This is a genomic window from Aquabacterium olei (genome assembly GCF_003100395.1).
GTDB lineage: Bacteria > Pseudomonadota > Gammaproteobacteria > Burkholderiales > Burkholderiaceae_C > Aquabacterium > Aquabacterium olei.
In genome coordinates this window covers 3408398-3421506 of sequence record NZ_CP029210.1, presented here as the reverse complement: position 1 = coordinate 3421506, position 13109 = coordinate 3408398, and the positions used below count along the sequence as shown (strand labels likewise).

The 13109-nt window shown below is 69.3% G+C and carries 10 protein-coding genes; 8 read left to right on the top strand and 2 right to left on the bottom strand.

The window, feature by feature from the left end:
* The first annotated feature begins 6 nt into the window (after positions 1-6).
* The 8 genes from murD to ftsZ are packed head-to-tail and all read left to right on the top strand — an operon-like array spanning position 7 to position 9970.
* Positions 7-1767 carry a UDP-N-acetylmuramoyl-L-alanine--D-glutamate ligase gene (murD, locus tag DEH84_RS15420; RefSeq protein ID WP_109038431.1) on the top strand — a complete coding sequence of 587 codons (1761 nt, stop codon included), beginning with the start codon at positions 7-9 and terminating at the stop codon, positions 1765-1767.
* Positions 1764-3044 (top strand): putative lipid II flippase FtsW, encoded by a 1281-nt coding sequence (gene ftsW / locus DEH84_RS15415; RefSeq protein ID WP_109037649.1) that lies wholly within the window; start codon positions 1764-1766, stop codon positions 3042-3044. The genes murD and ftsW overlap by 4 nt, the downstream gene beginning before the upstream one ends.
* Positions 3041-4150, top strand: coding sequence for an undecaprenyldiphospho-muramoylpentapeptide beta-N-acetylglucosaminyltransferase (gene murG / locus DEH84_RS15410; protein ID WP_109037648.1), 1110 nt, complete (start codon positions 3041-3043; stop codon positions 4148-4150). The genes ftsW and murG overlap by 4 nt, the downstream gene beginning before the upstream one ends.
* Positions 4147-5562: a UDP-N-acetylmuramate--L-alanine ligase gene (murC, locus tag DEH84_RS15405; protein WP_109037647.1), complete on the top strand. Its 1416-nt coding sequence runs from the start codon at positions 4147-4149 to the stop codon at positions 5560-5562. The genes murG and murC overlap by 4 nt, the downstream gene beginning before the upstream one ends.
* Positions 5559-6533 (top strand): D-alanine--D-alanine ligase, encoded by a 975-nt coding sequence (locus DEH84_RS15400; protein WP_109037646.1) that lies wholly within the window; start codon positions 5559-5561, stop codon positions 6531-6533. Before murC ends, DEH84_RS15400 begins: the two co-directional genes overlap by 4 nt.
* Before the next feature lie 28 nt (positions 6534-6561).
* Entirely contained in the window at positions 6562-7419 is an 858-nt protein-coding gene (locus DEH84_RS15395) for a cell division protein FtsQ/DivIB (protein WP_109037645.1), read from the top strand.
* Between the two features lie 28 nt (positions 7420-7447).
* A complete protein-coding gene (ftsA, locus tag DEH84_RS15390; RefSeq protein ID WP_109037644.1) occupies positions 7448-8677 on the top strand; it encodes a cell division protein FtsA in 1230 nt (409 codons plus the stop codon).
* A gap of 60 nt (positions 8678-8737) precedes the next feature.
* Positions 8738-9970 (top strand): cell division protein FtsZ, encoded by a 1233-nt coding sequence (ftsZ, locus tag DEH84_RS15385; RefSeq protein ID WP_109037643.1) that lies wholly within the window; start codon positions 8738-8740, stop codon positions 9968-9970.
* A 102-nt stretch (positions 9971-10072) separates the two neighbouring features.
* On the opposite strand, the gene DEH84_RS19645 is transcribed toward ftsZ, so the two are convergent.
* Entirely contained in the window at positions 10073-11626 is a 1554-nt protein-coding gene (locus DEH84_RS19645; RefSeq protein WP_109037642.1) for a methyl-accepting chemotaxis protein, read from the bottom strand.
* A 121-nt stretch (positions 11627-11747) separates the two neighbouring features.
* Positions 11748-12977 carry a multifunctional CCA addition/repair protein gene (locus DEH84_RS15375; RefSeq protein WP_109037641.1) on the bottom strand — a complete coding sequence of 410 codons (1230 nt, stop codon included), beginning with the start codon at positions 12975-12977 and terminating at the stop codon, positions 11748-11750.
* Positions 12978-13109 lie beyond the last annotated feature (132 nt).

Sequence of the window (13109 nt, the reverse complement as noted above, 5' to 3'; positions counted from 1 at the left end):
GAGACCATGCACTACCTCAAGGACCTCACCGTGCTGATCCTGGGTCTGGGTGACTCGGGCCTGGCCATGGCGCGCTGGTGCGCCCGGTGCGGCTCGACCGTGCGCGTGGCCGACACGCGTGCCACCCCGCCCCAGGCCGCGACGCTGGCCCGCGATGTGCCGGGCGCGACGTTGCACCATGGGCTGGATGCGAGCTTGCTGGACGGCGTGCAGCTGGTGCTCAAGAGCCCGGGCCTGGCGCCCAACGCGCCCGATGTGGCGGCGCTGTGCGCGCGCGCCGATGAGCAGGGCATTCCGGTGCGTGGCGAGCTGTCGCTGTTTGCCACGGCGCTGGCCGACCTGAAGACCGACCTGGGCTATGCCCCCAAGGTGCTGGCCATCACCGGCACGAACGGCAAGACGACGACGACCTCGCTGACCGCGCAACTGTGCGAGCGCGCCGGCCTGCGTGTGGGCCTGGCGGGCAACATCGGGCCGACCCTGCTCGACACCTTGAGCGAGGCCCTGGACGCCGAACCGCCGCGCGACGTGCCGGTCGATGCCGAGCCGGGAGAAGCCATCGCGGCCCAGGCCGGTACGCCGAGCGATGAGGTTGTCGCCGCGACCGCCGAAGAGGCCCTGGATGCCGACGGCGAGGGTGCGGGCGAGGCCACGCCCCCACTGTCCGACGACGCCGACGCCCCGCTGATCGAACTCACGCCCCCGCCGCCCGCTGCGCCCGTCTTCGAGGTGCTGCCCGATGTGTGGGTGCTCGAACTCTCGAGCTTCCAGCTCGACGGCGTGAGCAACTTCGAGCCGAGCGCCGCCGTGGTGCTCAACATCACCCAGGATCACCTCGACTGGCACGGCTCCATGGCCGCCTATGCCGCGGCCAAGGCCCGCATCTTCGGCAAGCAGGGCGTGATGGTGCTCAACCGTGACGACGAGACGGTGATGGCGATGCTGCCACCGCCCGAAGTCGTGAAGTCGGGTGTGCGCGGCCGGCCAGCGAAGCGGGTCGAGCGCGCCTCGGTGCATTTCGGGCTGGATGTCCCGCGCCGCCCCGGCGACTTCGGTCTGGTGACCGAGTCGGGCATGGCGTGGCTGGTGCGCGCGCTCGAAGCAGACCCGACGATCAAGCGCAAGAAGGGCGAGGAAGAAGAGATCGTGCTGCAGCGGCTGATGCCTGCCGATGCGCTGCGCATTCGCGGTCGTCACAACGCATCGAACGCACTCGCTGCGCTCGCGCTGACCACGGCGGTCGGCTGCCCGCTGGCGCCGATGCTGCACGGCCTGCGCGAATACCGCGGCGAGCCGCATCGCGTCGAACACGTGGCCACGGTGGCGGGCGTAGACGCCATCGACGACAGCAAGGGCACCAACGTGGGCGCCACGGTGGCGGCCCTCACCGGCCTGGGCTCCGACCTGTCGCCGGGCACGCTCATTGTCATCCTGGGCGGCGACGGCAAGGGTCAGGACTTCGGCCCGCTGCGTGAACCGGTCGCGCGCCATGCGCGCGCCGTGGCGCTGATCGGCCGCGATGCCGAGGCGATCGAAGCCGTGCTGCAGGGCGCCGAGACCCCGCAGGGCGAGCCGCTGCCGATGGCGCGCCACGCGAGCCTGGAAGACGCCACGCGCTGGGCCTTTGCACAGGCGCGCGAAGGCGATGCCGTGCTGCTCAGCCCGGCGTGTGCCAGCCTGGACATGTTCCGCAACTATGCCCACCGTGCCGAGGTGTTCGTCACCACGGTGCAGGCGCTGGCTGCCGACCGGGGAGACGTCGCATGAGCCTGACGCACGCCGGCCTCTCCGGACGCCTGAGCAGCCTGCTCGGTGGGCTGCGTGCCCGTCTGGGCGGTGCCGACGCGGCCGGATCCGGCTCGTTGCCGGTGCGCGACTATGTGAACGTCAGTGCCGCCAGTCCCTCGCGCGTGATGGGCTTCGACCAGCCGCTGGTGTGGGTGACGATCGCGCTGCTGCTCGCCGGCCTGATCATGGTCTACTCGGCCACGATCGCGCTGCCCGACAGCCCGCGCTTCGCCAACTACACACCGCATCACTTCTTCAGCCGCCACCTGCTCTCGATCGTGATGGCCGTCAGCGTGGCGGCCGTGGTCACGCAGGTGCCCATGGCCACCTGGGAGCGGGTTGCGCCGTGGCTTTTCATCGCCTCGCTGGTGTTGCTGATCCTGGTGCTCATCCCGCACGTCGGCAAGGTTGTCTATGGCGCGCGGCGCTGGCTGCCGCTCGGGGTCATGAACTTCCAGCCGTCCGAGCTGGCCAAGCTGGCCATCGTGCTCTATGCGTCCGACTACATGGTGCGCAAGATGGACGTGAAGGAACGCTTCTTCCGCGCCGTGGCCCCGATGGCCGTCGCCGTGGGCGTGGTGGGCCTGCTGCTGCTGGCCGAGCCCGACATGGGCGCCTTCATGGTGATCGCCACCATCGCCATGTCCATCCTGTTCCTGGGCGGCGTCAACGGCCGCATGTTCTTCCTGATCACGGCGGTGCTGCTCGGCGCCTTCGCGCTGATGGTGACGCTCAGCCCGTGGCGGCGCGAGCGGATCTTCGCCTACCTCGACCCGTGGAGCGAGAAGAACGCGCTGGGCAAGGCCTACCAGCTCACGCACTCGCTGATCGCCTTCGGGCGCGGTGAGGTGTTCGGCGAAGGCCTGGGCTCCAGCCTCGAAAAACTGCACTACCTGCCTGAGGCGCACACCGACTTCCTGCTCGCCGTCATCGGCGAAGAGCTGGGCTTTGTCGGTGTCGCCATCGTCATCCTGGCCTTCTTCTGGATGGTGGTGCGTCTGTTCAACATCGGCCGCCAGGCCATCGCGCTCGACCGCGTGTTCTCGGGCCTCGTGGCCCAGGGCGTGGCCGTGTGGATGGGCGGCCAGGGATTCATCAACATGGGTGTGAACCTGGGCGTGCTGCCCACCAAGGGCCTGACGCTGCCGCTGATGAGCTTCGGCGGCTCGGCCATCCTGCTCAACTGTGTGGCGTTGGCGATTTGCCTCAGAGTCGATATCGAGAATCGTCAACTTATGCGGGGAGGCCGAGCATGAGCGCACGCCACCTCGTGATCATGGCGGCCGGCACCGGCGGGCACATCATGCCCGGCCTGGCCGTGGCCGACGAGATGAAGCGCCGCGGCTGGACCGTGTCGTGGCTGGGCACGACCGGCGGCATGGAAAACCGGCTTGTGCCGCCCACCGGCATCCCGCTCGACTCCATTGCCTTCAACGGCCTGCGCGGCAAGAGCCCGGTCGACACGCTGTTCGGCGGCGTGCGCCTGCTCAAAGCCTTTGCCGACTGCTGGAAGATCCTGGCGGACCGCAAGGCCACGGCCGTGCTCGGCATGGGCGGCTACGTCTGCTTCCCCGGTGGGGTGATGGGCACGGCCCGGGGCCTGCCGCTGGTCATGGTGAATGCCGACGCGGCCATGCTGCTCAGCAACCGCGCGCTGCTGCCCATCACCGACGTGCTGGCCTGCGGCTTTGACGGCCCGGCCTCACAGCACAAGGTGGCCCGCGTGACCGGCAACCCCGTGCGCGCCGAGATCGAAGCCATCGCCCCGCCCGCCGAGCGCTTTGCCGGCCGCACCGGCCCGCTGCGCGTGCTGGTGGTGGGGGGCAGCCTGGGCGCGCGCGTGCTCAACGAGACGGTGCCGCAGGCGCTCGCGAAGATTCCGGCCGACCAGCGCCCGCTGATCACCCACCAGACCGGCATGGCCAACCTCGAAGACGTGCGCAAGGCCTATGCCGCCGCCGGCCTCGACGCCAGCCGCGATGCCGAGGTCCTGCCCTTCATCAACAACATGGCCGAGCGGCTGGCCGCCTGCGACCTGATCGTGTGCCGTGCCGGCGCCATCACCGTCAGCGAACTGTGCGCGGCCGGTGTGCCGAGCATCCTGATCCCGCTGATTGTGTCGACCACGGCACACCAGCGCGACAACGCCGAGTACATGGCCGGGCATGGCGCCGCCGTGCACCTGCCGCAGACCGAACTGTCGGCCGACGCCCTGGCGCAGCGCCTGATGGCGCTGGACCGCACACAGCTGCTGACCATGGCCGATCGGGCGCGGCAACTGGCGCGCACCCGCTCGGCCGCCGCCGTGGCTGATGCCATCGAACAGCACGTGAAACCTACTTCCGGAAAGGCGTCCGCATGAAGCACGCCGTCAAGCACATCCACTTCGTGGGCATCGGGGGCGCCGGCATGAGCGGCATCGCCGAGATCCTGCACAACCTGGGCTACACCGTCTCGGGCTCCGACCAGTCGGACAGCGCCACCTCGCGCCGCCTGGCCTCGCTCGGCATCCGTGTGTTCATCGGCCACGAGGCCGCGCACATCGAAGGCGCCGAAGCCGTGGTCACGTCCACCGCGGTGAAGGGCGACAACCCCGAGGTGATCGCCGCGCGCGCGAAGCGCATCCCCGTCGTGCCCCGCGCCGTGATGCTGGCCGAGCTGATGCGCCTGCGCCGCGGCATCGCCATTGCCGGCACGCACGGCAAGACCACCACCACCTCGCTGGTGACCTGCATCCTGGCCGAAGCCGGCGTCGACCCGACCTTCGTGATCGGTGGCAAGCTCAACAGCGCCGGCGCCAACTCGGCGCTGGGCAAGGGCGAGTACATCGTCGTGGAGGCCGACGAGTCGGACGCCTCCTTCCTGAACCTGCTGCCCGTGCTGTCGGTCGTCACCAACATCGACGCCGACCACATGGACACCTACGGGCACGACTTCGCGAAGCTCAAGCAGGCCTTCGTCGACTTCCTGCACCGCATGCCGTTCTACGGCTCGGCCATCCTGTGTGCCGACGATCCCGGCGTGCGCAGCATCATCCCGTTGATCTCGCGGCCGGTGATCACCTATGGCTTTGGTGAAGACGCCCAGGTGCGCGCCGTCAATGTGGTGGCGCTGCCCGGCGGGCAGATGCGCTTCACGGTGCAGCGTCGCAACGGCCAGGTCATGCCCGATCTGGACGTGACGCTGAACCTGCCCGGCGTGCACAACGTGCTCAATGCGCTGGCGGCCATTGCCGTGGCCACCGAGATCGAGCTGCCCGACGCCCCGATGGTGAAGGCGCTCGGTGAGTTCACCGGCGTGGGCCGCCGCTTCCAGCGCCACGGCCAGTGCCGTGCCGGCGACGGCGGTCAGTTCACGCTGATCGACGACTACGGCCACCACCCGGTCGAGATGGCCGCCGTGATCAACGCGGCGCGCGGCGCCTTTCCCGGCCAGCGCCTGGTGCTGGCCTTCCAGCCGCACCGCTACACCCGCACGCGCGACTGTTTTGAAGACTTCGTGAAGGTGCTGGGCACGGCCGATGCGGTGCTGCTGACCGAGGTTTATGCCGCGGGCGAAGCGCCCATCGTGGCCGCCGACGGCCGGGCCCTGACCCGCGCGGTGCGCGTGGCCGGCAAGGTCGAGCCGGTCTTCGTTGACGACGTGGCGGCGCTGCCCCAGGCCATCGCTGAAAGCACGCGCGACGGCGACATCGTGATCTGCATGGGCGCCGGTTCCATCGGCGGCGTGCCCGCCAAGGTGGCGGAACTGTTGAAGCAAGAGGCATCGGCATGAGCCAGGTTCACCTTCAGCCCCTCCGCATCGACCCGGCCTCGCTGGGCAAGGTCGCCGTGCTGTTCGGCGGCACCTCGGCCGAGCGCGAGGTCTCGATCATGTCGGGCACCGGCGTGCTGCAGGCGCTGCAGTCGGCCGGCGTCAACGCGTTCGCCTTCGACCCGGCCGAGCGCCCGCTGGAAGACCTGCGCACCGAGGGCGTGGACCGCTGCTTCATTGCGCTGCATGGCCGCGGTGGCGAAGACGGCACCGTGCAGGGCGCGCTCGAGCTGCTGAAGATCCCGTACACGGGCTCGGGCGTCATGGCCTCGTCGATCGCGATGGACAAGATCATGACCAAGCGCATCTGGCGTTTCGAGGGCCTGCCCACGCCGGACTGGCGCATGGTCAGCAGCGCCGACGAGTGCGTGCACGCGCTGGCCGTGCTGGGCGCGCCGATGATCGTCAAGCCCGCGCGCGAAGGCTCGTCCATCGGCCTGACCAAGGTGACCGACCCCGCCCAGTGCGCCGCCGCCTACGCGGCCGCCGCGCAGCACGACCCCGAGGTGCTGTGCGAGCAGTTCATCGAAGGTGAGGAAACGACCTGCCCGGTGCTCATCGTGGAAGGCCACGCGCAGGCGCTGCCCGTGATCCGCATCGTCGCGCCGGGAGGCAACTACGACTACCAGAACAAGTACTTCACCGACGAGGTGCAGTACCTGTGCCCGAGCGGTCTGGATGCCGACGAGGAAGCCGAGATCCAGCGCCAGGTGGTGCGGGCCTTCCGCACGCTGGGCTGCCGCGGCTGGGCCCGCGCCGACGTGATGATCCGCCAGAGCGACCGCCAGCCCTTCCTGCTGGAGATCAACACCTCGCCGGGCATGACCGGCCACTCCCTGGTGCCCATGTCGGCCCGCGTGGCCGGCCTGAGCTACGAACAACTGTGCGTGCACCTGCTGGCTTCGGCCAGCCTGGACAGCACCACCCGCTGACGCGAAGAAAGGCGCACAGGACCCCACCATGCTGGCTGCCGCAGCCCTCCACGCTGCCCCCCTCCAGGACGAGACGCCGATGGACGTCCGCTGGATGAACACGGCTGCGATCGCGCTGGCGATCGGGCTGGTGGGGCTGTTGCTGGCTGCCGGCTTGCTGCGCCTGTCGCGCCTGCCTTACTTCCAGATCGACCGCATCGAAATCGGCGGTGACCTCGAGCGCAACAACCTCGCCACCGTGCGCGCCAACGCCGTGCACCGCCTGCAAGGCAGCTTCTTCGACATCGACCTGCAGAAGAGCCGCGAGGTCTTCGAGGCGGTGCCCTGGGTGCGCAAGGCCGTCGTGCGCCGCGTGTGGCCCAACGAGCTGCGCGTGACGCTGGAAGAGCATCGCCCCGCGGCCTACTGGTTCCGCGAGGACCAGGAGGACCAGCTGGTCAACACGCTGGGCGAGGTGTTCGACGCCAACCTCGGCGATGTGGAAGACGAGCGGCTGCCCGTGCTGCGCGGGCCGGCCCACAGCACCGGCGAGGAGTCGGCACGGATGCTGGCCATGCTGCGCGCGCTCAAGCCGTTGCTGGCGCCGCTGGGCGAGATTCAGACGCTGCGCCTGACGGCCCGCGGCTCGTGGAGCGTGCTGCTCGACAGCGAGGCTCGCATTGAGCTGGGCCGCGGCACCGACGACGAGGTCCTGGCACGGGGCGCGCGTTTCGTGCAGACCCTCCCGGCGCTGCAGCGACAGTATCCGGCGCCGCTGGAGCAGGCCGACCTGCGCTATCCGCAGGGCTACGCCGTGAAGCTGCGTGGCACCAGCACCTGGGCCGATGCGGCCAGCAAGCCCAAGCCGCCGCCCGTGCGCAAGCCGTCGGCGCCCACCTCACCCTGATCAACCACCTGAGCCCTTCACACACACCATGCCCAAGGAATACAAGGATCTGGTCGTCGGACTGGACATCGGCACCGCCAAGGTGATGGCGGTCGTGGCCGAGGTCCTGCCCGGTGGTGACCTGCGCCTCGCGGGTCTCGGCGTGGCCCCGAGCCATGGCCTCAAGCGCGGCGTGGTCGTCAACATCGACGCGACCGTGCAGTCCATCCAGCAGGCGCTGAAAGAAGCCGAGCTGATGGCCGACTGCAAGATCAGCCGCGTGTGGACCGGCATCACCGGCAGCCACATCCGCGGCCAGAACAGCACCGGCATGGTTATCGTGCGCGACAAGGAAGTCGCTCCGATCGACGTGCAACGCGTGGTCGAGACTGCCAAGGCCATCAACATTCCGAACGACCAGCGCCTGCTGCTGGTCGAGCCGCAGGAATTCATCATCGACGGCCACGAGGTGCGGGAGCCGATCGGCATGAGCGGCGGCCGCCTGGAGGTCAAGGTCCACATCGTGACGGGCGCGCAGAGCGCGGCCGAGAACATCGTCAAGTGCGTGCGCCGCTGCGGCCTGGAAGCCGAGCAACTGGTGCTCAACCCGAGCGCATCCAGCTCGGCCGTGCTGACCGACGACGAGAAGTCGCTGGGCGTGGCCCTGGTCGACATCGGTGCGGGCACGACGGACGTCTCCATCTTCACCGATGGGGCCGTGCGCCACACCGCCGTCATCCCGATTGCCGGTGACCTGATCACCAGCGACATCGCGATGGCCCTGCGCACGCCCACCAAGGACGCCGAGGACATCAAGGTCGAGTACGGCGTGGCCAAGCAGCTGCTGGCCGACCCGAACGACCAGGTCGAGGTGCCCGGCCTGGGTGACCGCGCCCCGCGCATGCTCTCGCGCCAGGCGCTGGCCGGCGTGATCGAGCCGCGCGTCGAAGAAATCTTCTCGCTGGTTCACCAGGTGATCCGCGAGTCCGGTTACGAGGAGCTGTTGTCCTCCGGCATCGTGCTGACGGGCGGCTCGGCCGTCATGCCCGGCATGGTCGAACTCGCCGAGGACATCTTCCTGAAACCCGTGCGCAAGGGCCTGCCCCTGTACGCGGGTGCACTGCACGACATGGTGGCCAGCCCGCGCTCGGCCACCGTCATGGGCTTGCTCGAAGAAGCAAGACTCGCGCGCACGCGCGGGATGAAAGCGGCGCAGCAGGCCGGGTCGGTTCAGACCCTGTTCGGCCGCGTCCGCGACTGGTTTGTAGGCAACTTCTGACGCCCCACCGAGGGCAACTCCATTTCATTGGCAACTGCTTGAACAAAAGAGAGGTACGACATGGCAATCGAGATGATCGACAACTTTGATGCCGGCACCCAGATCAAGGTGATCGGGGTGGGTGGCGGCGGCGGCAACGCCGTGGAACACATGATCAGCCAGGGTGTGCAGGGCGTGCAGTTCATCTGCGCCAACACCGATTCGCAGGCGCTGGGTCGCTCGAGCGCCGAGATGCAGCTGCAGCTGGGCTCGTCCGGTCTGGGCGCGGGCGCCAAGCCGGAAGCCGGCAAGGCGGCTGCCGAAGAGGCCGTGGACCAGATCCGCAACGCGCTGGACGGCGCGCACATGGTCTTCATCACCGCCGGCATGGGCGGTGGCACGGGCACGGGCGCTGCGCCGGTGATCGCCCGCGTGGCCAAGGACATGGGCATCCTGACCGTGGGTGTCGTGACCAAGCCGTTCGAATTCGAAGGCAACCGCCGCACCAAGCAGGCCGATGCCGGCCTGGCCGAGCTGGAAGCCAACGTCGATTCGCTGATCGTCGTGCTCAACGAGAAGCTGCTGGAAGTGCTGGGTGACGACATCACCCAGGAAGAAGCCTTTGCCAAGGCCAACGACGTGCTGAAGAACGCCGTCGGCGGCATCTCGGACATCATCCACATCCCGGGCCTGGTGAACGTCGACTTCGAAGACGTCAAGACCGTGATGAGCGAGCCGGGCAAGGCCATGATGGGCACCGCCACTGCCGGCGGCCCGGACCGCGCCACCAAGGCTGCCGAAGCCGCCGTGGCCTGCCCGCTGCTGGAAGGCATCGACCTGTCGGGTGCGCGTGGCGTGCTGGTGCTGATCGCCGCGTCGAAGTCGAGCTTCAAGCTGGCCGAGTCGCGCAACGCGATGAACACCATCCGCCGCTATGCGGCCGATGACGCCCACGTGATCTACGGCACCGCCTACGACGAAAGCCTGGGCGACCAGCTGCGCGTCACCGTGATCGCCACCGGCCTGAGCTCGGGCAAGCGTGCCCAGGCGCCGATGACCGTGGTCCACAGCGCGGCCACCACGCAGGCCTTTGCCCGCACCGGCACCGACAACATTCCCGTGCTGAACCACCCGGTCGGCCACGCCCAGGGCCATGGCCTGGGTGGCGCCGGCGGCCACGACTTCAGCGGCCTCAACACCCCGAGCGTGTGGCGTTCGGGTCGCACGCAGGCGGCCGCCAAGGTCGACGCGCTGGCCAGCAACGGCATGGACGAGATCGAGATCCCGGCCTTCCTGCGCAAGCAGGCCGACTGAGTTGCCTCACTGATCGTACCGTTGCCAAGAAGTTGATCCCCCCGGGCCCGTGAGGGCGCGGGGGGTTTTTGGCGTTCTCGCCGCCGCCCTTCTTTTCTGGCGTCAGCCCTGCACGCGGAACACCGACACCGCGCGTGACAGTGCGCTCGCCTGGTTGCGCAGGCTTTCTGCCGCAGCCGATGTCTCTTCCACCAGCGCCGCGTTCTGCTGCGTCGTCTGGTCGAGCTGCCCCACCGCCTGGTTGATCTGCCCCACGCCGGTGCTCTGCTCCACGCTCGATGACGTGATCTCGGCGATCAGGTCGTTGACCTTGCGCACCTGCAGCACCACCTCCTCGATCGTGCGGCCTGCGCTGTTGACCTGTTCGTTGCCGGCGTCGACCTTCTCGACGCTGTCCGTGATCAGGCCCTTGATTTCCCTGGCTGCATTGGCCGAGCGCTGCGCCAGCGAGCGCACTTCGCTGGCCACGACCGCAAAGCCGCGGCCCTGTTCTCCCGCCCGTGCGGCTTCCACGGCGGCATTGAGCGCCAGGATGTTGGTCTGGAACGCGATGCCGTCGATGACCGAGATGATGTCGGCGATGCGCCGGCTCGACGCCTGGATGGCGGCCATCGTGGACACCACCCGGGCCACGTCCTCGCCACCGCGCGCGGCCACGGCGGTGGCCTGCGCCACCAGCTGGTTCGCCTGGTTGGCGTTGTCCGAGTTGGTTCGCACGGTGTCGTTCATCTGGTGCATCGAGGCGGCCGTCTGCTGCAGGCTGGCGGCCTGCTGCTCCGTGCGCGCCGAGAGGTCGGCGTTGCCCTGGGCGATCTGGGTCGAGGCGGTCGCGATGGCGTCGGTGCCCTGGCGCACATCGGCCACCAGGCGCGACAGGTTGCTCGTCATCGCGTTCATCGAGCGCACGAGCTCGGCCACCTCATCTTCGCCCTGCGTCTGTGCATGGTGGGTCAGGTCGCCCTTCGCCACGGCCTTGCTCAACGCCACGGCCTCGGCCAGCGGCACCGTGATCGAACGGGTGATGCGCCAGGCCAGCACGCCGCACACAATGGCCAGCAGACCGATGCCGGCCACCACCAGGTTGAGCGCGAGCTGGTAGGTGTGCTGCGCGGTGACCCAGGAATTCTCGGCGCCGCGCTTGTTCAGCGCCACGTCCTTGGCGACCAGGCCGAGCAGTGTCGCGTAGGCGCTCCCGGCCTCGCCGATGGCCAGTTCACGGGCGTCGGCGAGGGCGGCATCCCCCTGATCGGACAGCCCGATGAGGCGGCTGTTGATCCGGCGATAGGCGGCCAGCTGCGTCTTGATCTGGGCCGTGAGCTGGCGCTCGTCCTCGGACGAGATCAGGGCTTCGTAGTGCGCCAGGGTCGCCGGGATCCGCTTGTCGAAGATGTCGGCGAGCACCGTGGACTGATGGGCCTTGCCGGCCGCGGTCGGTTCCAGCACGTGCCGCAAGCTGGCGCGCCGGGCTTCGTCGAACTCGTTGCGCAGTTCGCTCAGCGCCTGCACGCTGGGAAGCCAGTTGACGGCCAGCTCACGTGTGTCGCCATGCAGGCGGGCCATCTGGAACAGGCCGAAGGCGCCCGTCAGGAGCAGCAACACGGCGGTCGTGCCGAACGCGAGCCCCAGCCGCGCTCCCAGTTTCATCTTGCTCAACATCGTTTCTTGCTCCCTGGTGCCCTGGTTATTCGGGCATATCGGCGCAGCGGAACAAGACTTGACCGGGGTTTAACGTTGGCGGTTTACCGTGCGGATGGGGCGGTATTCCGTCACGTGAGGCTCATTGGCCCGTGGCGAGGGCCGTCAGCGCGGCCAGGCGCGCCTGCGTGATCGCGTCGCCGATGGCCGGGCCCTTCAGGCCGCGTGCCAGGGCCCCGGCCGAGACCGATGCCGTGTCCACCGCCAGCACGGTGTCGAGCGCCGCGGCAAGGCGTGGGCCCTGCGGGTAGGGGCAGTCGTCCAGGCCGAGGCGGCCGCGCGCATCGCACTCGCACGCCAGCAGCAGCTCCCGGAAGCGGGCGGGCTTGCGCAGGCCGTCGCACCGCTCGAGCAGGCGCAGCACGGCCTCGGGGCCGAACTCGCCGCTGCGGTGCACATTGCCGTGCTCGCGCGCCACCACGTCGGCCAGCTCGCGGCAGTCGTTGGGCACGCGCAGGCGCGCACTCACGTCGCGTAGCAGGCGCACGCTGCGGCCCTCGTGGCCCAGATGGCGCGGCAGGATGTCGGCCGGCGTGGTGCCCTTGCCCAGGTCGTGGCCGAGGCAGGCGTACCGCACCGGCAGGCTGGCGCCCAGGCGGGCCGCCATGTCGAGCACCATCATCACGTGCACGCCGGTGTCCACCTCCGGGTGGTAGTCGGCCCGCTGGGGCACGCCCCACAGCCGGTCCAGCTCGGGCAGCAGGCGGGCCAGGGCGCCGCAGTCACGCAGCACGGCGAACATGCGCGACGGGCGCGCCTCCATCAGGCCGCGCGCCAGCTCCTGCCAGACCCGCTCGGCCACGAGGTGGTCGACCTCGCCGTCGTCCACCATCTGCCGCATCAGCGCCAGGGTTTCGTCGGCCACGGTGAAATCGGCAAAGCGTGCGGCGAAGCGGGCCAGGCGCAGGATGCGCACCGGGTCTTCTGCAAAGGCAGGCGAGACGTGGCGCAGCACCCGGTCGGCGAGGTCGCGCTGGCCGCCGTGGGGGTCGATGACCGTGCCGTCCTCGTCCTGTGCCATGGCGTTGACCGTCAGGTCACGGCGCACCAGATCCTCCTCCAGCGTCACCTCGGGGGCCGCGTACACGGTGAAGCCGTGGTAGCCCCGGCCGCTCTTGCGCTCGGTGCGGGCCAGCGCGTGTTCCTCGCCCGTTGTCGGGTGCAGGAAGACGGGGAAGTCCTTGCCGACCGGCCGGAAGCCGAGGGCGGTCATCTGCTGCGGGGTCGCGCCGATGACCACCCAGTCGCGGTCGCCGCCGGGGCGTCCGAGGAGGCGGTCGCGCACGGCGCCGCCGACAAGGTAGGTTCTCATGCGGTCAGTTTAGTGAAATGCACGGAAAGAGGGAGGGCGCGGCAGCCATGCCCTGGCATGCACACCGATTTGTGCGTTTCCGCACGGAAGAGGGCGAGGAGTGTCGATTTCAGTGCAGCGGCGCGGTGAAAT

Coding starts and splice junctions, on each gene's coding strand:
- murD (WP_109038431.1), top strand. CDS start 7: ATGCACTACCTCAAGGACCTCACCGTGCTGATCCTGGGTCTGGGTGAC.
- ftsW (WP_109037649.1), top strand. CDS start 1,764: ATGAGCCTGACGCACGCCGGCCTCTCCGGACGCCTGAGCAGCCTGCTC.
- murG (WP_109037648.1), top strand. CDS start 3,041: ATGAGCGCACGCCACCTCGTGATCATGGCGGCCGGCACCGGCGGGCAC.
- murC (WP_109037647.1), top strand. CDS start 4,147: ATGAAGCACGCCGTCAAGCACATCCACTTCGTGGGCATCGGGGGCGCC.
- DEH84_RS15400 (WP_109037646.1), top strand. CDS start 5,559: ATGAGCCAGGTTCACCTTCAGCCCCTCCGCATCGACCCGGCCTCGCTG.
- DEH84_RS15395 (WP_109037645.1), top strand. CDS start 6,562: ATGCTGGCTGCCGCAGCCCTCCACGCTGCCCCCCTCCAGGACGAGACG.
- ftsA (WP_109037644.1), top strand. CDS start 7,448: ATGCCCAAGGAATACAAGGATCTGGTCGTCGGACTGGACATCGGCACC.
- ftsZ (WP_109037643.1), top strand. CDS start 8,738: ATGGCAATCGAGATGATCGACAACTTTGATGCCGGCACCCAGATCAAG.
- DEH84_RS19645 (WP_109037642.1), bottom strand. CDS start 11,626: ATGTTGAGCAAGATGAAACTGGGAGCGCGGCTGGGGCTCGCGTTCGGC.
- DEH84_RS15375 (WP_109037641.1), bottom strand. CDS start 12,977: ATGAGAACCTACCTTGTCGGCGGCGCCGTGCGCGACCGCCTCCTCGGA.